The following is a 21,708-nucleotide window of genomic DNA, read 5'->3' on the forward strand; positions in this document are numbered from 1 at the left end:
ATACAGTTTTGGACTTTATGACTTTAGACTTTCAACTATATACTTTGTCCCAGTCTTTCCAAACCGGTTCGTAACCTGCATTTTTTATAATTCTTGAAATTTCATCTGCAGAGCGTTCATCACTGATTTCGAATTGTTCCAAAGATTGCGGATCAACGACATACCCGCCTGGATTTGTCTTAGATCCGGCACTCATACTGGTTACTCCAATTGGAATTATATTGTTTCTGAATTTTTCGTTTTCTCTGGTTGAAATTGAAATTTCTAAATCTTCATTCCACAAACGATAAGCGCATATTAATTGTGTTAAATCTTTATCGTCCATAATAAAATTAGGTTCGATAATTCCTTCGGCAGGGCGGAGGCGCGGAAACGAAACAGAATATTTGGTCTGCCAATATTTTTTTTGAAGATAATCTAAATGCAAAGCGTTAAAAAAGCTGTCGGTTCTCCAGTCTTCTAAACCTAATAAAACGCCCAAACCAATTTTATGAATTCCTGCTGTGCCAATTCTATCCGGAGTTTCAAGCCTATAATCAAAATTTGATTTTTTACCTTTTGTATGATACTTTTTGTAAACTTCCTGATGGTAAGTTTCCTGATAAACCAAAACCGAATATACTCCAGCGTCATGTAAACGTTCATAATCTTCGGCAGAAAGCGGCTGTACTTCAACAGAAATAATCGAAAACTCTTCTCGAATTAAAGCAATTGCATTAAGAAAATAATTGATATTGACAGTATAATTTGCTTCGCCTGTAACCAATAAAACATGATCAAATCCTGTGTTTTTCAGAGCTTCAACTTCGAGTTTAATTTCAGCGTCAGAAAGTGTTTTTCGTTTGATTTTATTGTCTAAACTAAATCCGCAATAGGTACAGATGTTTTGGCATTCGTTGCTCAAATATAATGGTGCATACATTTGAATCGTTTTTCCGAAACGTTTCTTGGTAATTTCATGGCATTTCTGCGCCATTTCTTCTAAATAATTTTGAGCAATAGGAGAGATTAGAATCAAAAAATCGTCGAGATTAAGTTTCGTTTTAGCCAAAGTTCGTTCGACATCTTTTGATGTAGTTTGGTATATTTTCGATTGAATAATATCCCAATTATATTGCTCAAAAATGGATTTGAATGTGCTCATTGGATTGTTTTTATTTCACGCAGATTTTGCAGATTTAAGCAGATTAAAATTGATTTTTATTTGTTGATATTCTTTGTTCTTTTTTATATTTTATTGGCAACTCTTTTTATATCATTTAAGATGTTAAGGGTATTAAAGTTTACAAGTAAGCCTAATTTTATATTAGTTAGTCGGAGATAGGTTGCAATTTGTTTGTAATGTATTGGTGCTAATTCTTCGACAGATTTTAATTCAATTATTACTTTATCTTCGACTAACAAATCGAGTCTAAAAGCGGCGTCTAATATTATTTCTTCATAATTAATAATAATTTCTACTTGCTTTTTAACCTTTAGTTCTAATTTTTCTAGCTCATAAAACAAGGCACTTTCATAAACAGACTCGAATAATCCAGGCCCTAAATTATTATATACTTTAAAAATTGCTCCTCGTACAAGATATGATATTTCATTTTCAGTCATTAATTCTTTAGTTTTTAATTTAATCAAAATTAAAGAATTTTCTTTCTTTTTTTAACAAATCATTTACAAGAAAATTTTACAGATAAACAATAATTAATCTATATTAAATCTGCTTAAATCTGCAAAATCTGCGTGAAACAAAATTTTATTCATAAAGAAATGAAGTCAAAGGACTTGAAGCCGCAGCATAATTTTGTTGATTGCCCACTTTGGCTTCAAAAGCTTTTCTTCCTGCTATTACGGCTTCTTTGAAAGCTTCGGCCATTAATTTTGGATTTCCCGCAACAGCAATTGCAGTGTTCACCAAAACAGCATCGGCACCAATTTCCATTGCTTTTGCAGCGTCAGAGGGAGCGCCAATTCCTGCATCTACAATAACAGGAACGCTGCTTTGCTCAATTATAATTTCTAAAAAATCAATGGTTTTTAAACCTTTATTGCTTCCAATTGGCGAACCTAAAGGCATCACGGCAGTTGTTCCGGCACTTTCTAAATGTTTACATAAAACAGGATCAGCGTGAATATAAGGCAGAACAAAAAAACCAAGTTTAGCCAATTCCTCTGTTGCCTTTAAAGTTTCAATAGGATCTGGCATTAAATATTTGGGATCAGGATGAATTTCCAGTTTTATCCAATTGGTTTCTAAAGCTTCACGAGCCAATTGAGCAGCAAAAACGGCTTCTTTTGCATTTCTGGCTCCAGAAGTGTTGGGCAGTAAATTAATATTTGGATGTTGTAAATGCGAAAGAATGGCATCGGTTTCAGTTTCTAAATCAATGCGTTTTAAAGCCACGGTAACCAATTCACTTTCCGAAGCTAAAATCGCTTCTTCCATTTGTTTGTTAGAACCAAATTTCCCTGTTCCTAAAAACAAACGAGATTTGAAACTTTTATCTCCAATATTAAACAATGACGTTTGCATATAATTTTTCGTTTAATTGTTGAATTAATATTTTCTTTTCGTCACTTTCTGTGATGATTCCAGAAACGGCAATTCCATGAATTCCTGTTTCCATTAAAGGATTTACATCTTTTAAAGTAATTCCTCCAATAGCATAAATCGGGACTTCAATTTTATTTTTCTTCATTTTTTGAAGAATTTCAAAATATCCGGATAAGCCTAAAATTGGACTTAATTTTTCTTTAGTATTTGTAAATCTAAAAGGACCTAAACCAATATAATTGCACCCATTTTTTGCATGATTCTCAATATCTTCAAAAGTATTGGCTGTTCCTCCAATAATTTTCTCTGAACCTAAAATGGCTCGGGCTTCGTCTATTTTCATATCCGATAAACCAAGATGCACACCATCAGCGGCGATTTGCTGTGCGAGGTAAAGATTGTCGTTTACAATGAAGTTAGCGAGATATTCCTCGCATAAAAGCTTTACTTCTTCTGCTAAAAGAAAACAGTTTTTTTCGGTTTGATTTTTAAACCGCATTTGTATCCAATCGCATCCTGCATCTAATGCGTGATGAATATTGCGCAGTTGATCTTCGATTGTATTTCCTTGTGAAATGTATTGCAGTTTATTATACATAATGATATCCAATTAAAGTTGATGTTGAGCTCAGGTATTTTTCGACATAAATTTTGGCATTTTTGCAGGCTTCTTTTGTAGTTTGATTAAATGCCAGATTAGAAGCAATTGCTGATGAAAGCACGCAGCCGGAACCATGCTTTTCAGAACATTTTTTTTCTGTTGAGAACAAATGATAAATTTCATTTTTAAGAAATAAGCGATCAGTTCCAATTTCAGTTTCGTTATGTCCGCCTTTTAATAAAATATTTACCGAAATCTTAATTTCTTTCCAAAGCATTTTTGAAATAAACCCAGGAAATAAAATCTCAATTTCATTGTAATTAGGTGTAATCAAGTCAATTATAGATAATATTTTGTGTAAATCAGAATAATCTTTAATCGACATAAATTCAAATTTTGTTGTAGATCTAATAACTGGGTCCCAAACAATTTTAGTTGAAGGCGACAGCATTTTTATAGTCGAAACGATTCGGTTTAAATCGTATAAAGAAGAAACAATCCCAATTTTAACGACACTGATTTTATAATTTAAAAAGAACGTTTCAATAGAACGAATAACAAAACTTAAATCTGTCCATTGAATCTCATAAAATGTATTTTCGGTCTGAATGGTATTTGCTGTTGAAATTGCAAAACCAGTTACTTTATGCTGTTCAAATGTTTTGATATCAGCCAAAATACCTGCACCGCCAGAGGGATCCAAGCCTGCTATTGTAAGTATGAAAGGACGATTTGCTGACATATTTTAAATTGTTTTATCGGGTTTTCATTATTCCATATTGTTCCTAAAAGAGCGATATCCTCAAAACCATTTGCCATTGTTTTTTGAATGTTTTCAGCATCAATTCCGCCTAAAGCAATCACTTTTGTTTTATAATTTGTTCTGGATTTTAATGCTTCAAAAAGATCATTTTTCGGCTCATAATTTTCCTTTGAAATACTTTTATAAACAGGACTTAGAAATGCGTAATCAAAATCATTTTCTAACGAATTAAAATCTTCTATCGAATGTGTTGATGTGGAAATTGATTCGTATTTATACATACAAGGTTTTGGAAGCCTTGCAGGAAAATCAAAAGACTCTTTTCTTTCTTTTTCAGAAAAATGAATTCGGTTAATTCCAAAATCCTCTGCCAATAAATGATGACTGTGCAAGACAATTCGATCTCTAAATTCGATCTTAATTTGATGAATAAACTGCTCCATTTCCAACTCAGAAAAATCAGGTTTCCGAATATGAAGCAAAGGCAATCTTTCTTCAAATAAAGAATGAATTATCCTGATTTCATCTGCAACAGCAAAAGGATTAGAGATTACGATCATATCTTTATTCTTTCTTTATTCTTTCTTCTATTTTCTAAAACTCTAAATATAAATCTCTTTCCCTTGCTCAATAAACTCTTCTGATTTCTCCCGCATTCCTTTTTCTGCGGCAGCGACATCTCTAATTTCCTGAGATATTTTCATAGAGCAGAATTTTGGACCGCACATAGAGCAGAAATGCGCCACTTTTGCACCATCTGCAGGAAGTGTTTCATCGTGAAATTCTCTTGCTGTATCTGGATCTAAAGCTAGATTAAACTGGTCTTCCCAACGGAATTCAAAACGGGCTTTACTCAAAGCATTGTCTCGATATTGCGCTCCCGGATGACCTTTTGCCAAATCGGCAGCATGAGCCGAAATTTTATAAGTGATCACACCATCTTTTACATCTTTTTTGTTTGGTAAACCAAGATGTTCTTTTGGTGTTACATAACACAACATAGCGCAGCCATACCAGCCAATCATTGCCGCACCAATTGCAGACGTAATATGATCATAGCCCGGTGCAATGTCTGTCGTTAAAGGGCCTAAAGTATAAAATGGCGCTTCATGACAATGTTCTAATTGTTTGTCCATGTTTTCCTTAATCATGTGCATTGGTACGTGTCCCGGGCCTTCAATGAAAACCTGAACATCATGTTTCCATGCAATTTTAGTCAATTCGCCTAAAGTTTCTAATTCGGCAAACTGAGCCGCATCGTTAGCATCGGCAATGGAGCCCGGACGTAAACCGTCTCCTAAAGAAAAAGCAACATCATATTGTTTCATGATTTCGCAGATTTCTTCAAAATGAGTGTACAAGAAGTTTTCTTTATGATGAAATAAACACCATTTTGCCATAATTGAGCCACCGCGCGAAACGATTCCCGTTACACGATTTGCAGTTAAATGAATGTAGCGAAGTAAAACACCTGCATGAATAGTAAAATAAGAAACTCCTTGTTCTGCCTGTTCGATTAAAGTATCTCTAAAAACTTCCCACGTTAAATCTTCGGCAATTCCTTTTACTTTTTCCAAAGCCTGATAAATTGGAACGGTACCAATTGGAACGGGTGAATTACGAATAATCCATTCTCTGGTTTCGTGAATGTTTTTTCCTGTAGATAAATCCATAATCGTATCAGCGCCCCATCGGCAAGCCCAGACGGCTTTTTCTACTTCTTCTTCAATGCTCGAAGTCACAGCGCTGTTCCCAATATTAGCATTTATTTTTACTAAGAAATTACGGCCCACAATCATAGGTTCGCTTTCAGGGTGATTAATATTGTTGGGAATTATGGCTCTTCCGCAGGCAATTTCTGCGCGGACAAATTCAGGAGTGATTTTGCTTTTTGGGGTATTGGCTCCAAAACTATGACCGCCATGCTGGCATTGCATTGCTTTGGTCTGCTCGTTTAAAAGTTCAATGCGCTGGTTTTCGCGAATCGCGATGTATTCCATTTCTGGAGTAATAATTCCTTGTTTGGCATAATACAATTGCGTAACGTTTGCGCCTTTTTTAGCACGTTTTGGCTGATGTAAATATTCAAAACGAAGATGATTGAGGCTTTCATCTTTCAATCGGCTTTGCCCGTAATCTGAAGTGATTTCGCTTAAAATTTCAACATCATTTCGATCCAGAATCCAGCTTTCGCGTAAGCGTGGCAATCCTTTTCTAATATCAATTTCAATATTTGGATCTGTATATGGGCCAGAAGTGTCATAAACCGTTACGGGCGGATTTTTTTCGATTCCACCGTTTGAAAGTTTCGTGTCGCTAAGATGAATCTCACGCATCGCCACTTTTATGGCATGAATTTCTCCATCTATATATACTTTTTTAGAATTTGGAAATGGGGTTCTGGATATTTGCTCTTCTGTTGTCATAGCGTTTTTTGTTTCAGGTTTGAAGTTTCAAGTTATTAGGATTACGTTTATTTGCAACGTTTTTGTGTGGAGGCGCACAGCAGTGCTTCTACGCCAGTATATAATTGGAATTTGGAATTTTAAATCTTAACCTCCTTGTGTAGCAGAAATAATTAAAATTTCGTCAGTTTCTTGTACGAGGAATTCGTTCCATTTTAGTTTTGGAACAACGGTGTTGTTAATAGCAACGGCGATTCCGTTTTGTTTGTTCGGAATTTCGAGATCGAGCAATGATTGAACGCTTAGCGATTCAGCATTGAAATGTTTAGTTTGTTGATTGATTTTTAGTTCCATTCCTTCTTGAATTAGTATAGAGTTATACTTTAGGAATGGCTGCAAGAACGCATAAAAATGCGCGCAGAAGTCATCTTACTTTTCCCTACGCTAGTATGAACTAGATCAGGTTCAGAGGGTAAAATCTCAGCCTACAAGTTTGTAGACACCCCTAAAGTGTGAAGCAAATATATGTAATTTTTGTTTAAAAGTTTCATGTTTCGAGTTTCAGGTTCAAAAAAACTGAAAACTGAGACAGAAAACTGCGACTATTTTCCCTTTCGCGTAAAGCAGTCTTCTATATGATCATTAACCATTCCGGTTGCTTGCATGTGTGCGTAGATAACGGTTGAACCAACGAATTTGAAGCCTCGTTTTTTTAAATCTTTGCTGATTGCATCCGAAATTAAGGTTGTTGCCGGAACGTCTTTTAAAGTTTTCGGATTATTATCGATAGGTTTTCCATCAGTAAATTTCCAAATGTAATTGGAGAAACTGCCAAATTCTTCTTGAATCTTCATAAAAGCCTGAGCATTTGTAACTGCCGATCTAACTTTAAGTTTGTTGCGGATAATTCCTGTATTCTGCAGTAATTCTTCGATTTTATCCTCATGATAATTAGCAATTTTTTTATAATCGAAGTTGTCAAATGCAGTTTTAAAGTTTTCTCTCTTATTTAAAATGGTAATCCAGCTTAAACCAGCTTGAAAAGTTTCCAAAATTAGAAACTCAAATATTGTGGGATCATCATATACCGGAATGCCCCATTCTTCATCGTGGTATTTTTTATATAAATCACTGGCAGAACACCAGCCGCATCTTATTTTGTTTTCCATCATTTTCCAATTTTCCAGTGATAACCTTTTACACTTGGGATGTAAGCTTTGGTTCCAATGATTATTAAATCGTTATAGATTTTTTTATTGTATTTAATTCCGATGGCTTTTCCAGAAGTATACATTTTATCAGCCTCAAATTTGATTTTCATTTTTGCATCGGTAAATTTTGCATCCGAAATTCTTTCGATAAACCAAGTTGATTTCCATTTTATTTCAATTTCATCTTCGGCTGTTTTAGTGATGCTTTTGATCAGTTTTATTCCATCAGCAGGAATGTTGTGATTCTCAATAAGCTCCTTTTGTGTTAAGGTTTCTCCGGTTTTGCAATCCGATATAATTTTTTTGAAAGAAGTAATTCCTAAAAATTTTTGGTTTTCTGTTTCAAGCTTTGCAATGCTGTCGTTTACAGTTTCTTTATTTTCAGTCGGGACTTCAATTGTTTTTATTTGATCTACAATTGAATTTTTATATTCTTTTACAGTTTCAATAGTACTCTCTGAAATAGTTTCTATTTTATTTGAAATTTTATCTGTGGCGTCCTGTATTTGTTTTTTGACATTTTTAGAACAACTTACAGCACTAAATAAAATCACAATTAAAAAGTATATTTTATAATTCTTCATCCTTGTAATTCTTTGCTTTTTGTGGGTCATTTTCTAAATATTTTTTAATCAAATGATGCCCTAAGTAAATCGCAGGCGTTAATAAAATTGCAATGGATAATTTAAAAGTATACCCAATTAATCCAGAAGAAATAAAAGTATCAAAATCGATTTTTCCCGGAAGCCAAAAAGCAATTCCAAGAACAATAAAAGAATCAAATAATTGTGAAATTACGGTTGAACCTGTTGTTCGAAGCCATATTTTTTTATGTCCCGTTCGTTTTCTAAAGAACCAAAAAACACTGACATCTATTAATTGAGAAACCATAAATGCAATTAGACTTCCAACAATAATCCACATACTTTGTCCAAATACGGCCTCAAATTGTTGATCATTTACAGGACTAATACCTTTCGCTGCTGGAATTACAATAGCCATGAATAAAATCAGAAATGCATAAGCAATTAAACAAGCTGTGATAAAAGAGAGCTTTTTTACACCTTTTTCTCCAAAGTATTCATTAATTAAATCGGTTGTTAGAAAAACGATTGGCCAAGGTAAAATCCCTATACTCATTACAAAAGGACCAATCTGGATTAATTTTCCTCCAATAAGTTCTGCTACAACAGCATTGGTTATAAATATTCCTGCGAGAATTACAAAGACAATTTCTTTTCGGGTTTTAAACATTTTGTTTGGGTTATGATGTTTCAAATTTAAACTATTTCTTTAAATCATCGAAACGGATTGCTCGGTTCGTTTGAAGTTTGCTTTCGATTGGTTAATTTTGATATTCTGCTGTTATTTATTTAACGAAATGCAGAAACAAATAAGTGTATTTAATTATGAAAAAACAAATTAATTTAGATAATCCGTTACTTCAGGAGTGGTCAGGGAGTTATGGCGGAGTTCCGGATTTTACAAACTATAAAATTTCTGATTTTAAACCTGCAATTGAGTTTGCCATTCAGCAAAAACTGGATGAAATCGAAGTGGCAGCAAATGATACAGAGGAACCTTCTTTTGAGAATACAATTGTGGCTTTAGAACTTTCTGGTAAAAAACTGGATCAAATTCATGCGGTTTACGGAATCTACAGATCCAATTTAAGCAGTCCGGAGTTTAATGCAGTTGATACAGAAATGTCTCCAAAATTAGCTGAGATTAGTGATAAATTGTATCAGAATGAAAAATTGTTTTCTAGGATTAAAAAATTATACAGATCTGAAGAAAGTAAAAAGTTAAATGACGAACAGCAGCGTCTGCTTTGGCTTTATTATACAGATTTTGTTCGTGAAGGAGCTGAATTAAATGAAGAAGATAAAAAAGAAGTGGCTGCAATAAATCAGGAACTTGCCAGACTTTTTACGCTTTTCAGTCAGAAATTATTGGCGGAAGAAAATGATCAGTTTGTAGAATTGAAAGATTTGGAAGATTTGGATGGTTTGCCCGAAGAATTTAAAAATGCTGCTATAGCTGAAGCCAAAGAAAGAAATTTGAATGTTTTAGCTTGTATTGGTAATACAAGATCTTCTATCGAACCGTTTTTGACTTTCTCAAGCCGAAGGGATTTAAGAGAAAAGGCATTTGATATTTTTGTGAAAAGAGGAGATAATGATAATGAAAACAATACAAATGAAACATTGGTTTCAATATTGGAATTAAGAGCCAAGAAAGCAAAAATACTAGGTTTTAGGAATTTTTCCGAATGGAGTTTGTCAAATAAAATGGCGAAAGACCCTCTGAAAACTTTAGATTTAATGGAGTCTGTGTGGAAACCTGCAGTTGAAAAAGTAAAAAACGATGTTACGGCTATGCAAAAAATGGTTGATCAACAAGGAGGGGATTTTAAAATTCAGCCTTGGGATTATCGATATTATGCCGAGAAGGTTCGTAAAGCAAAATATGATCTGGATCAAAATGAAATTAAGCAATATCTACAGTTAGAAAATTTACGAGAAGGGATGTTCTGGACCGCTGGTGAATTGTTTGACTTAGGATTTAAACAGTTATTCGACGTTCCTGTTTATCATTCTGATGTTCGTGTTTGGGAAGTAAATAATAAGAATACAGGAAAAGTAATTGGTCTTTGGTATTTCGATCCCTACGCACGTGTTGGTAAGCGTTCTGGTGCATGGATGAACTCGCATCGCGATCAGCAGAAAATAAAAGAGAATGTGCTTCCAATAGTGTCAAACAATTGTAATTTCATAAAAGGAAATGCAGATGAACCAGTTTTAATCTCCTGGGATGATGCAACCACTTTATTTCATGAATTTGGTCATGCTTTACATGGTTTGTGTTCAAATGTTACTTATCCAAGTCTTTCAGGAACTTCTGTTGCCAGGGATTATGTTGAGTTTCCTTCGCAATTGTTAGAACATTGGCTTTCAACTCCAGAGGTGCTGAATAAGTTTGCACTTCATTATAAAACTAATCAACCATTGTCGCAGTCTTTGGTGGAAAGAATTGCAAAAGCAGCTAATTTTAATGAAGGTTTTGCAACTGTAGAAACCATTTCAAGTTCTTTTGTTGATATGAAACTGCATTTAACGACAGAAACCGTTGATTCGCATCAATTTGAGAAAGATGTGTTGGCAGAAATTAATATGCCTTCAGAGATTGTAATGCGACATAGAATTCCACAATTTGCTCATATTTTTTCCAGTGACGGATATGCAGCAGGATATTACAGCTATTTATGGGCAGACGTGATAAATGCAGATGCTTATGAGGCTTTTTTAGAAGGAAATGGGCCTTTTGATAAGGTAGTTTCAAAACGTCTTTACGATACTGTTCTAAGTGTTGGAAACACAATCGATAATGAAAAGATGTATGAGAATTTCAGAGGACATTCTCCGCAATCAAATGCTTTGATGCGTGCGAGAAATTTTCCAGTCAAGAGTTAAAAACTGAAAATAAAAAAGCCCGAATAAATTAATATTCGGGCTTTTTATATTGAAATAATATATTAACCTAAAGTAACTCTTTTGAAACCTGTAATTTCAACGTTGAATCCTTTAACGTAATCACCAACTTTTTTACTATCGTCTTTGATAAAGTTTTGATCTAACAAAGCTTTTTCCTGATCTAAAGTAGTGTTGTCAGAGATAAAACGCTGCACTTTTCCTGGGATAATTTTGTCCCAAATTTGCTCTGGTTTACCTTCAGCTTTTAATTCAGCTTTAGCATCTTCTTCAGCTTGTTTTAAAACTTCTTCAGTTAATTGAGAGTAAGAAATATATTTAGGAACATTTTTTAAAGTTTTTCCTAAACGTTTTGCTTCTTCATTATCTTTTTCGATTACAGCAATACGAGCAGCAAGTTCAGATTCAACGAAAGCTGGATCAAAATCTTTGTAAGATAATGTATCAGCTCCCATAGAAGCAACTTGCATAGAAACATCTTTAGTTAAAACGTCAGCGTTAGGAATTGCAGCAGAAATTGCAGTTAATGCAGCAATTTTGTTAACGTGAACATAAGATCCAACGAAAGCGCCTTCTAAAATTTCAAAACCACCGATTTCGATTTTTTCACCAATAACTCCAGTTTGCTCAATTAGTTTTTCAGCAACAGTAATTCCGTTGAAATCTGAAGCTAATAATTCTTCTTTAGAAGAGAAGTTGATAGCTCTTTCTACTAATTCTTTAGCTAAAGTTACGAAAGCTTCATTTTTACCTACGAAATCAGTTTCACAGTTTAAAGTGATGATAGCTCCTTTAGTGTTATCTGCATTGATAAAAGAAACAGCAGCTCCTTCAGAAGACTCACGGTCAGAACGGTTAGCAGCAACTTTTTGTCCTTTTTCTCTAAGTACTTGTATAGCTTTATCGAAATCTCCATCAGCCTCAACTAAAGCTTTTTTACAGTCCATCATTCCGGCACCTGTAGATTGTCTTAATTTATTTACGTCTGCAGCAGTAATTGTTGCCATAATATTTTGAATTTTAATGTTAAAAGTAAAAATTCCATCTTTTAAATTCTAAACTCCAATTTTATTAAATTATCAACATAACGTTTTTAATTTGTGTTTGGATTTTAGAATTTAAAATTTGGAATTTAAAATTTGATTTATTCTTCAGTTGCAGGAGCAGCTTCAGCTTCAACAGCAGGAGCAGCTTCTTCAGCAGGAGCTTCAGTTTCTTTTTCAGAACCTCTGTCAGAAAGACCTTCGATTACAGCAGCAGTTACTAAAGATAAAATTTTGTCAATTGATTTAGAAGCATCATCATTTGCAGGAATAACGTAATCAACCTCTCTTGGGTCAGAATTCGTATCAACCATTGCGAAAACTGGAATGTTTAATTTTTGTGCTTCTTTTATTGCGATGTGTTCAGCTTTGATATCTACTACGAACAATGCTGCAGGTAGTCTAGACATATCAGCAATTGAACCTAAGTTTTTCTCTAATTTAGCACGTAGACGATCAACTTGCAAACGCTCTTTTTTAGATAACGTCATGAAAGTACCATCTTTCTTCATTTTATCAATAGAAGACATTTTTTTAACTGCCTTTCTGATAGTTACGAAGTTAGTCAGCATTCCACCTGGCCATCTTTCAGTGATGTAAGGCATGTTTGCAGCCTTTGCTTTATCAGCAACGATGTCTTTAGCTTGTTTTTTGGTAGCTACGAATAAAATTTTTCTACCTGATGCAGCGATTTTTTTCAAAGCTTCATTAGCTTCTTCAATTTTAGCTGCAGTTTTATATAGATTGATAATGTGAATACCATTACGCTCCATATAAATGTAAGGGGCCATATTTGGATCCCATTTTCTAGTCATGTGTCCAAAGTGAACACCTGCTTCTAGTAAGTCTTTTACTTCTATTTTGTTTGCCATTTTTGTACTAGTTTACGTTCTGTTGATTAGCAATGTATAAATGGCGGTTTCCCAGGCTTTATACATTTAGATGCTAAACTATATCCTACCTCGATAGGAGAGCAACAATAACTGTGTTTTTTAATTTCAATAAATAATTGATAATGTCTTGTCCCATTTGAACAAGACAGGTAATATTAACGTTTAGAGAATTGGAATCTCTTACGAGCTTTCTTCTGACCGAATTTCTTACGTTCAACCATTCTAGGGTCTCTTGTTAATAAACCTTCTGGTTTTAAGATAGCTCTGTTTTCGATGTTCACTTCACACATAACACGTGCTAATGCCATTCTTACAGCTTCTGCCTGACCAGTTGAACCACCTCCGTAAACGTTTACTTTTACATCAAAGTTACTAGCATTTTCTGTCATAGATAATGGTTGTAAAACTTTGTATTGTAAAGTTGCAGTTGGAAAGTAAGTTGCGAATTCTTTTTTGTTTACAGTGATTTTTCCTGTTCCTTCAGAAACATATACACGTGCAACAGCGGTTTTTCTTCTACCGATTTTGTGAATAACTCCCATTACTTAAGATCGTTTAGGTTAACAGTTCTAGGTTTTTGAGCTCCGTGAGTATGCTCAGCACCTACAACAACATTTAGATTTCTAAAAAGTTCAGCTCCTAATTTGTTTTTAGGTAACATTCCTTTTACAGCTTTTTCTACTAATAATGCAGGGTTTTTAGCTTGCAATACTTTAGCAGTTAAAGTTCTTTGTCCTCCTGGGTAACCTGTATGACGCATGTAAATTTTGTCATTCAATTTTGTACCTGTAAGGTTAATTTTTTCTGAGTTGATAACAATTACGTTATCTCCACAGTCAACGTGCGGTGTGTAACTTGGCTTGTACTTACCTCTTAAGATCATTGCAACTTTAGAAGCAAGACGTCCTAAGTTATGACCTTCAGCATCAACAACGATCCACTCTTTAGTTACAGTGGCTTTGCTAGCTGAAATTGTCTTGTAGCTTAATGCGTCCATAATATTATTTTAATTAAACATTCCATCCCCAATAAAGGGGATGCAAAAGTACAATTAATTATTTTAAATCCAAATACCTGAAAAGAATATTTTATATCCTGAAAATCAGGCGCTCAGTTTTTTATTTAAAACCATAAAAAAAGCACCTTTACTTTTTTACTGTAAAGGTGCTTCATTATTTTGAATTATCTTTTAGTTACACTATAAATATATTCGCAATATCGACTACTTGTTGCGTTGTAAGCGGCTCATCATAAGCTTCTGATCCTGCAGCGGCGCCAAATGCTGTTGCTGTATTGAATCCCGCTTGCAGCGTAACGCCTTCGCCGTCATATACTGCTTGTGTTGCGGCCGGCATTCCTGCACCTCTTTCCGCATTAGAAATCCATCCCTTTAATCCGCGTAAACGTCGCACTTCTGAAGCATGACGTGCTTCAACGGAATGAATTTGTAATGCTGCTGTTAGTAAATCCGGTGTAGACATTAAATTTGCTGCCTGACCTTTATAAGCTCTAACTCCGGTATCTTCAAAAGCTTGTGCCAATGCCAAAAATGTTGGATAGTCTCCAAAAGGATCAAATGCACCTCCAACAGTAAAGTCAAAAGTTGGTTTTGGAACAAAGTTAGCACTCATAGTGCCGCCTAATCCTGCAATTAAAAAAGATACGTGATCTGATTCGTGAGCCGATATTTGTTGGAAAACCTTTAAATCACGTCCGCCATTTTCTGAAGCCGGAATTACTCCAGAGTCTAATGCCATGGCATAAAATTCGTTTTCAAGGTATTCTAATGTCAATGCAAACTGCAAAGCGCCAATAGGTGTTGCGGGTGTTGCTGTAATATCTTTTGCAAATGCTTTACCGGTTAAGGCCGATAATCCGAAAGGAATGGATGCCAAGGCCAGATTTTTTCCGATATTCCCAAACTGAGTAAAACTTTCTCTTCTTGAACCAGTACTTTTCATTAAGTTATCATCAGTAAAGGTTTCTATAAATTTTAAAATATTCATAATTTCTAATTTTTAGCTAGTTAAGATTAAGGTAAATATTTGGCCGTAAATTTTGTTGTAATAAATCCCGCTGCAACTGGCAGGATTTTAGAAGGATCTTTAGCAGCGTCTAATCCGTTAGAAGTACTCACGATATCATCGCCGGCAAAATCTTTGGAATTAGGATTGATTAAGCTTCGGATTGCAGCAGCATGTCTGGCTTCTACAGAAACAATTTTCCCTGCTAATAATAAATAATCTGCAGTTTTAATAAGTCGGCCTGCACCATTATAGGCAGCAACACCGGTATCTTCTAATGCTTTTGCAGTAGCTAAAACTTCAGTGCGGCTGTTAAAATTTAAAGACCCGTAACTAAAGGCTAAAGAAGGAAGTAATTGTGAACCAGGATCTGGAAGCGCTCCGGTTAAAGCGGCTTTAAAAAAATCTCTGTGAATTACTTCATGGTGATATAAATCGGTTAGAACTTGACGTTCAGTATCATTAAAAACTGTATTAAAGTTTGAGGCGTTTACAACCTTAGTGTAAAAATCTGCTTCTAGCTGCTCTAAAGCGTAAGCATAAGTTAGAACACCAAAGTCTCCTGAGCCCAGGTCAAAAACACCATTTTTGACTCCTGGCAAGGAAGTGTCCTCCATATTATCATCATTATCATTGTCGCTGCAACCAGCTAAAACCAAACCTGCGGTAACTAATGTTAGTCCACTGAGCTTAAGAAAGCTCCTTCTGCTATCCAGGGAAGGGTTGACTTCCTGAATTTTAACTTCGTTTTTCATAATCTAGGTTTTTATTAAGGTTAATAACATTGTATTAAGGTTATTAACGAAATTTTAGCAGATACGGTTTCAGAAAAATCATTCTTTTTTAGGATTATTTCGAATACGTGGCATGATTTCAAATACTGGTAGTTGTTTTTTGTTTTATTTTCGGTAATTCTACTATATTTGTATTAATTACATAAACTTTTATTAGATGAAAGCTAAAGCAACTCTAAAACAAATTGCGAAGGAACTAGGTGTTTCTGTGTCAACGGTGTCTAAGGCGCTAAATGACAGTCCGGAAATAAGTGAGCAGACGAAGGTGAAAATTAAAGAGTATGCCAAACTCAAAAATTATAAACCGAATGTTATTGGTTTGAATTTAAAAAATCGTAAAACCAAAACAATAGGTGTAATTATACCTAATATATTGAACTCTTTTTTCGCAAAAGTTTTTAGCGGGATTGAAAAAGTAGCAGATAAAAAAGGGTATAACGTAATTACGTGTATTTCTAATGAATCTTTAGAAAAAGAAGTTCACACGCTTGAAATGCTGAGCAACGGAACTATCGACGGATTTATTCTTTCGGTTTCTGAAGAAGCGCAAAAGCTGCAGGATTACAATCACTTTTCGGCTATTATTAATGATGGAACGCCAATTGTAATGTTTGACAGAATTGCTGATGAAGTAGAATGTGATAAAGTAGTAGTAGATGATTTTGACTCTGCTTTAAATTCAACTCAGCATTTAATTAATTTAGGATGTAAAAGTATTGCCTTAATTTCTTCTGTAGATAATTTAAGTGTTGGAAAACTTAGAGCCGATGGATATTTAAAAGCTTTAAAAGACAATAATATTCCGGTAAACGAAAAAATTATTCTTCGTACCGATTCTGAAGATGATATGAAAGCTAAAATTGATTCGATTTTTGATCATAAAATTGATGCAATTTTTGCTTTAGATGAAAATGACTCGGTTGCGGCTTTAAGAGTAAGCTTGAAAAAAGGGTTTAAAGTTCCGGAAGATATTTCGATAATTGGTTTTGCTGACGGAATCTTGGCTTCAAGACGTTTGTCTCCAAGTTTGACAACGGTAAGCCAGCACGGAATTGAAATTGGTGAAGTGGCCGCAAAAAGGCTGATCCAAAGGCTGGAAGAGCCGGAAGGTGAAACTTCTGATTACGAAACCATCGTTATTAAAACAAAATTGAAAGAAAGAGAATCTACCAGAAAAGTTTAGATAAATAAAGAACCATCAGTTTTAGCTGATGGTTTTTTTATGAAATGATTATTTAGATTCCTAATTGTTACTATCAAACTCAAATGAATCTCCATACTCGTTATTGCATTTTTTGTAAATTTTTTGTGGTAATCCGTTTTTAAAACTGATTTTGGAAATAATTTTTTTATCACATTCAGAATCCCTGTTTTCAAAGATTAGAACTCCATCTTTAATTTTTTTTGGCAAATTACTTTCCTTTGTAATATAATAATTACCTAAATATTGGTTTTTAGCATTAAATACTAAGATTCTGCTTGTACTTCGGCATGACATACCCCACGTCCAAACGGAATTCATGATTTTATAAGTTTTGCCTGTATTGGTTTTTAAAATTCCTAAATAGGTTAAAGAAGTTTCGGTACCACCTTTATTATTCCATTTTCCAAAAACATACTCTTTTTCAATTGTATTTTTTCGCAGAACTTTCAATCTAATGTTTTCATCCCTTATCTGGGCTTTGCCAAATAACGAAATAAAGACAATAATCGTGAGGAATAATTTTTTCAAGAGGATATTCTTTAATTTAAATTGTATGGAAATTTCGGGTTTTTATATTTTTTTAATTTTTCGAAAGGAACAAGAAAAGGTTCTTCGCACGCTCGGTTTACTCTTGGAAAATAAGGCGTAAATGTTATTCCTTTTTTTGTATAACTCCAAGACACAAAATCCCAATATTCAACATTTGTGTAATCGCAGTCGTCATCATTATCTGGTTTTTTAAAATGCTCTATCGAGGTAATAAGCTCTACTAATTTTGGAGCAAAATAATCATTTCTGTATTTTGAAAAAGCGTCAAAATTATTTTTTTTGTCGCCCGTCACACTTTTGTCAAATGCTATGATATCGTCAATTTCATATTGTTTTCCATTATTCAAATCAATTAGATAACCGCTTCCTCCAAAATCTGGATGAGCGCCTCCACAGTCCCATCCTCTAAAAATTTCAAATCCCAGCAAATTATTATTCAGAAAATTTAGGGTTGTTGTATTTTCAATTCCCCGGCCATTACTATATTCAAAACTCGAAGAACAATTAAGCTGGCTTAATGTATTTTGAATGTGTATTTGTTCTAAAACAGGATTAATCACAGTTTTGTTTTTCTCAGAAAAATTATTTCCAAGTCTAAAGAATTCAGAATCACAATGTTTTTCAGAATACCAGATAATTTCTTTATTGTTATAAAGTGTAGTTTTTTGTTTTTTGAATTCAAGAAATTTATATTTCACCAGATTTAAACGTTCGTCATCAAACCTAATGGTTAGATTTGAGTTGTAATTGTCAAAATTTACAGGTTCAAGATGAACTGCCAATTGTTTTTCTTTGGAATCATACCAAAAACCATCAAAATTATTACCTGATTTTTTCAGGTAAAACTTTTCGGTCACAATATCCCCTGGTTTGAAATAAAAAGTATAGTTATTATCTATTAGCTTTGCTTCCAGTTTAATGTCTTTTAATGAATTCTTATAGAAATAAACTGCGGTTAGATTAGTTTCGCTGCCTGATTTATAGACTTGAACGGTCATGAAAATTGGGCTTTTGCCTAAATTTCCTTCCAGATAATAAATTTTGTCCTGACAAAATGCAATTGTTGAATAAAGTATGAATAGGCAGAAAAAACATTTTCTCATTTTCCTTTTTTTTAAATTTTAAAGTTTTTTGGTTTGAAGCAATAAACGTAAGAAAGATGTAAAATCTTATATTTTAAAATGGTTTTTTATCAATTAAAAAAAGCCATTCAAATTTGAATGACTTTTAAAATTTGAAAAGTATTTTTTTAGTGCGCTTCTAGCCAATCTTTACCTAAACCAAGTTCAACTTCTAAAGGAACTGCCATTTTAAAAGCATTTTCCATTTCGTGTTTAATCATAGGCTGGATTTTTTCGAGTTCATCGTTGTGAACATCGAAAACAAGCTCATCATGTACCTGAAGTAACATTTTAGATTTCCAGTTTTCGTCTTGTAATTTTTTATGAATGTTAATCATCGCGATTTTAATCACATCAGCAGCACTTCCCTGAATTGGGGCGTTTACAGCGTTTCGTTCGGCAGCACTTCTTACAACGGCATTTGCAGAATTGATATCTTTTAAATAACGGCGACGACCTAAAATAGTTTGTACATAACCATTTTCACGAGCAAAATCAACCTGATCCTGCATATATGATTTTAATCTCGGATATGTTTTATAATAAGCATCTATTAAAGCAGCACTTTCGCCTCGGGATAATGAAGTCTGATTACTTAATCCAAAAGCAGAAACCCCATATATAATACCGAAGTTTACCGTTTTGGCGTTGCTTCTTTGTTCGCGGGAAACTTCTTCTAAAGCCACATCAAAAACTTTTGCAGCAGTTGCTCTGTGAATGTCTTCTCCGTTTTGGAAAGCTGCAATCATATTTTCTTCACCGCTCAAAGCAGCAATAATTCGTAATTCGATTTGCGAGTAATCGGCAGAAATTAAAGTATGGTTTTCATCACGTGCGACAAAAGCTTTACGAATTTGTCGGCCTCTTTCCGTACGAATTGGAATGTTTTGTAAGTTCGGATTGTTAGAGCTCAAACGTCCTGTTGCCGCAACAGTTTGCATATAATCAGTATGAACACGTAAAGTTTTTTTGTCAACTTGTTCCGGCAAAGCCAATATATAGGTACTTTGTAATTTTACCATTTGACGCCAGTCTAAAATCTGTTTTACAATTGGATTGTCGTTGGCTAAATAAGTCAAAACTTCTTCGCCGGTTGCATATTGGCCGGTTTTGGTTTTCTTTTGTTTGGCGCCGCCAATTTTAAGTTTATCAAATAAAATATCTCCCAATTGTTTTGGAGAAGCAAGATTGAATTTCTCGCCGGCAGTTTCGTAAATTTGTTCTTCGAGAGATTTGATTTCAATTTCCATCTCTCCAGACATTTGTTTTAAGAATTCAACATCAAGACGAATTCCTTCTGTTTCCATTGCAGCTAAAACGCTGACTAACGGAATTTCGATTTCATCAAACAGCTTTTTAGTTTCTGTTTTATCTAATTCAGTTGTAAAGATTTCTTTTAACTGTAAAGTAATATCAGCATCTTCGGCAGCATATTCTTTAATATCTTCTAAAGGAACATTGCGCATCGAAAGCTGATTTTTTCCTTTTTTACCAATTAAAGTTTCAATTGATTTTGGAGAATATTTCAAATACGTTTCAGCTAAAATATCCATATTATGACGCATATCCGGATTAATCAAATAATGCGCGATCATGGTATCAAAAAGTTTTCCTTTTACGGTAACGCCATAATTTGCAAGGATTTTTAAATCGTATTTTAAATTTTGCCCAATTTTTTCGATGTTTTCATTTTCAAAAAACGGAACAAATTTGTCTACTAAAACTTGTGCTTCTTCCTGGCTTTCCGGAAACGGAACATAAAATGCTTTTCCTTTTTCATAAGAGAAAGACATTCCAACAAGTTCTGCATGCAAAGCATCGATTCCTGTAGTTTCGGTATCAAAACAAACCGAAGTCTGTTTTTGTAAATTCTGTAGAAGCAATTTAATTCCTAAATCACCTTGAATAGTTTGGTACGAATGCTCCGTATTTTCTAAAGTACTGTAAAATGAATTTCTTGCAGCCTCCGCGCTTTCATCAAGAGTAGTGCCGCCTCCGCCAAAAAGATCAAACTGGTCTTCGTTTTTAGGCTGTGGCTTTTTGTACAATTTGGCATCTTGAGCAGGATTAGAGCCGGCTAATTCATTTCCGCCTCCAACTTTAAATAAGTTGTCAAACTGTTCTGCCATTCTTCTAAATTCTAATTCCTGAAAAATAGCATCTGTTTTTTCAATATCCGGACGTGAAAGTTCATAATCATCTTCATTAAAAACTACATCACAGTCGCAGATAATTGTTGCCAGTTTTTTAGATAAAATACCTTTGTCTTTATTTGCTTCGATATTCTCTTTCATTTTTCCTTTTAGCAGATGAGTATTATCTAAAAGGTTTTCCATTGTGCCAAATTCTTTCAGGAATTTTTTGGCCGTTACTTCACCAACTCCAGGCAATCCCGGAATATTATCCACGGCGTCCCCCATCATTCCAAGAAAATCGATTACTTGCTCTGGTCTTTCCACTTCGAATTTTGCCAGAACCTCAGGAATTCCCCAAATTTCGATTCCGTTACCCATACGGGCCGGTTTGTACATAAAGATATTTTCAGAAACCAATTGTGCAAAATCCTTATCCGGCGTTACCATAAAAACCTTGTAATTCTGTTTTTCGGCTTGTTTGGCAATTGTTCCAATTAAATCATCGGCTTCACAGCCTGCAATTTCAATAATAGGAATATGCATGGCTCTTAATAATTCCTGAATGTATGGAATAGCAATTTTAATAGCCTCAGGCGTTGCGTCACGATTGGCTTTATATTCTGCGAACATTTCGGTTCTTACCTGACTTCCTTCTTTGTCAAAAGCAACAGCCAAATGATCTGGTTTTTCTCTTTTAATAACATCCAAAAGTGAGTTCATAAAACCCATAATTGCAGATGTATCCATTCCTTTTGAGTTGATTCTCGGGTTTTTTATAAAAGCATAATAACCACGAAAAATTAATGCATAAGCATCTAGAAGAAAAAGACGTTTTTGAGTTGACATATAAAAAATATTAGTCTGTAAAAATAAACAATTGGGTTCTCAAAAATTAGACTAACGAGATTTTTTTTCCACCATATAAG

At 34.2% G+C, this 21,708-nt stretch carries 22 protein-coding genes and 1 riboswitch; of the genes, 2 read left to right on the forward strand and 20 right to left on the reverse strand.

All coding sequences use genetic code 11. The features are described 5' to 3' along the window. Positions 1-31 precede the first annotated feature (31 nt). The 11 genes from thiH to L1276_RS10630 all read right to left on the reverse strand — a co-directional run bounded on the left by thiH (position 32) and on the right by L1276_RS10630 (position 8,782). The gene (gene thiH, locus L1276_RS10580) at positions 32-1,144 is read right to left on the reverse strand and encodes a 2-iminoacetate synthase ThiH (RefSeq protein WP_253787541.1); all 1,113 of its coding nucleotides are present in this window, start codon (positions 1,142-1,144) and stop codon (positions 32-34) included. Between the two features lie 83 nt (positions 1,145-1,227). Next, entirely contained in the window at positions 1,228-1,605 is a 378-nt protein-coding gene (locus L1276_RS10585) for a GxxExxY protein (protein ID WP_253787544.1), read from the reverse strand. Positions 1,606-1,750: 145 nt separating this feature from the next. After that, entirely contained in the window at positions 1,751-2,527 is a 777-nt protein-coding gene (locus L1276_RS10590) for a thiazole synthase (protein WP_305881996.1), read from the reverse strand. After that, on the reverse strand, positions 2,508-3,146 hold the full coding sequence (locus L1276_RS10595) for a thiamine phosphate synthase (protein WP_253787545.1): 639 nt from the start codon (positions 3,144-3,146) through the stop codon (positions 2,508-2,510). Before L1276_RS10595 ends, L1276_RS10590 begins: the two co-directional genes overlap by 20 nt. Then, on the reverse strand, positions 3,139-3,891 hold the full coding sequence (locus L1276_RS10600) for a hydroxymethylpyrimidine/phosphomethylpyrimidine kinase (protein ID WP_253787547.1): 753 nt from the start codon (positions 3,889-3,891) through the stop codon (positions 3,139-3,141). The genes L1276_RS10595 and L1276_RS10600 overlap by 8 nt, the downstream gene beginning before the upstream one ends. Beyond that, positions 3,858-4,472, reverse strand: a complete 615-nt coding sequence (locus L1276_RS10605) for a thiamine phosphate synthase (protein ID WP_253787549.1) — start codon at positions 4,470-4,472, stop codon at positions 3,858-3,860. Before L1276_RS10605 ends, L1276_RS10600 begins: the two co-directional genes overlap by 34 nt. A gap of 42 nt (positions 4,473-4,514) precedes the next feature. Next, the gene (gene thiC / locus L1276_RS10610) at positions 4,515-6,338 is read right to left on the reverse strand and encodes a phosphomethylpyrimidine synthase ThiC (protein WP_253787551.1); all 1,824 of its coding nucleotides are present in this window, start codon (positions 6,336-6,338) and stop codon (positions 4,515-4,517) included. Between the two features lie 126 nt (positions 6,339-6,464). Next, entirely contained in the window at positions 6,465-6,671 is a 207-nt protein-coding gene (gene thiS, locus L1276_RS10615; RefSeq protein WP_253787553.1) for a sulfur carrier protein ThiS, read from the reverse strand. A gap of 65 nt (positions 6,672-6,736) precedes the next feature. Further along, positions 6,737-6,834: riboswitch (TPP riboswitch) on the reverse strand. Positions 6,835-6,919: 85 nt separating this feature from the next. After that, positions 6,920-7,486: a DNA-3-methyladenine glycosylase I gene (locus L1276_RS10620; protein WP_253787555.1), complete on the reverse strand. Its 567-nt coding sequence runs from the start codon at positions 7,484-7,486 to the stop codon at positions 6,920-6,922. Beyond that, positions 7,486-8,112 (reverse strand): hypothetical protein, encoded by a 627-nt coding sequence (locus tag L1276_RS10625; protein WP_253787557.1) that lies wholly within the window; start codon positions 8,110-8,112, stop codon positions 7,486-7,488. The genes L1276_RS10620 and L1276_RS10625 overlap by 1 nt, the downstream gene beginning before the upstream one ends. Beyond that, complete coding sequence (locus L1276_RS10630; RefSeq protein ID WP_253787864.1) at positions 8,099-8,782, reverse strand: queuosine precursor transporter; 684 nt, start codon at positions 8,780-8,782, stop codon at positions 8,099-8,101. The genes L1276_RS10625 and L1276_RS10630 overlap by 14 nt, the downstream gene beginning before the upstream one ends. Before the next feature lie 155 nt (positions 8,783-8,937). Here L1276_RS10630 and L1276_RS10635 point away from each other — a divergent pair, with 155 nt between their 5' ends. Beyond that, positions 8,938-11,001 (forward strand): M3 family metallopeptidase, encoded by a 2,064-nt coding sequence (locus L1276_RS10635; RefSeq protein WP_253787559.1) that lies wholly within the window; start codon positions 8,938-8,940, stop codon positions 10,999-11,001. 62 nt (positions 11,002-11,063) lie between these two features. Here L1276_RS10635 and tsf read toward each other — a convergent pair whose 3' ends face one another. The 6 genes from tsf to L1276_RS10665 form a co-directional block, all read right to left on the reverse strand. Beyond that, positions 11,064-12,026, reverse strand: a complete 963-nt coding sequence (tsf, locus tag L1276_RS10640; protein WP_253787561.1) for a translation elongation factor Ts — start codon at positions 12,024-12,026, stop codon at positions 11,064-11,066. A 137-nt stretch (positions 12,027-12,163) separates the two neighbouring features. After that, a complete protein-coding gene (rpsB, locus tag L1276_RS10645) occupies positions 12,164-12,934 on the reverse strand; it encodes a 30S ribosomal protein S2 (protein ID WP_253787563.1) in 771 nt (256 codons plus the stop codon). 176 nt (positions 12,935-13,110) lie between these two features. Further along, a complete protein-coding gene (rpsI, locus tag L1276_RS10650; RefSeq protein ID WP_017497947.1) occupies positions 13,111-13,497 on the reverse strand; it encodes a 30S ribosomal protein S9 in 387 nt (128 codons plus the stop codon). Beyond that, the gene (gene rplM, locus L1276_RS10655) at positions 13,497-13,952 is read right to left on the reverse strand and encodes a 50S ribosomal protein L13 (RefSeq protein ID WP_232675962.1); all 456 of its coding nucleotides are present in this window, start codon (positions 13,950-13,952) and stop codon (positions 13,497-13,499) included. Before rplM ends, rpsI begins: the two co-directional genes overlap by 1 nt. 196 nt (positions 13,953-14,148) lie before the next feature. After that, positions 14,149-14,961 (reverse strand): ferritin-like domain-containing protein, encoded by an 813-nt coding sequence (locus L1276_RS10660; protein ID WP_253787565.1) that lies wholly within the window; start codon positions 14,959-14,961, stop codon positions 14,149-14,151. A 26-nt stretch (positions 14,962-14,987) separates the two neighbouring features. Further along, complete coding sequence (locus L1276_RS10665; RefSeq protein ID WP_253787567.1) at positions 14,988-15,734, reverse strand: ferritin-like domain-containing protein; 747 nt, start codon at positions 15,732-15,734, stop codon at positions 14,988-14,990. 196 nt (positions 15,735-15,930) lie between these two features. Here L1276_RS10665 and L1276_RS10670 point away from each other — a divergent pair, with 196 nt between their 5' ends. Beyond that, positions 15,931-16,956 (forward strand): LacI family DNA-binding transcriptional regulator, encoded by a 1,026-nt coding sequence (locus L1276_RS10670; RefSeq protein WP_253787569.1) that lies wholly within the window; start codon positions 15,931-15,933, stop codon positions 16,954-16,956. 60 nt (positions 16,957-17,016) lie between these two features. Here L1276_RS10670 and L1276_RS10675 read toward each other — a convergent pair whose 3' ends face one another. The 3 genes from L1276_RS10675 to polA form a co-directional block, all read right to left on the reverse strand. Beyond that, a complete protein-coding gene (locus tag L1276_RS10675; RefSeq protein WP_253787571.1) occupies positions 17,017-17,505 on the reverse strand; it encodes a hypothetical protein in 489 nt (162 codons plus the stop codon). 11 nt (positions 17,506-17,516) lie between these two features. After that, positions 17,517-18,629 carry a hypothetical protein gene (locus tag L1276_RS10680; RefSeq protein ID WP_253787572.1) on the reverse strand — a complete coding sequence of 371 codons (1,113 nt, stop codon included), beginning with the start codon at positions 18,627-18,629 and terminating at the stop codon, positions 17,517-17,519. A gap of 146 nt (positions 18,630-18,775) precedes the next feature. Further along, a complete protein-coding gene (gene polA / locus L1276_RS10685) occupies positions 18,776-21,628 on the reverse strand; it encodes a DNA polymerase I (protein ID WP_253787574.1) in 2,853 nt (950 codons plus the stop codon). Positions 21,629-21,708 lie beyond the last annotated feature (80 nt).

The organism is Flavobacterium sp. HSC-32F16 (assembly GCF_024171645.1).
Classification (GTDB): Bacteria; Bacteroidota; Bacteroidia; order Flavobacteriales; family Flavobacteriaceae; genus Flavobacterium.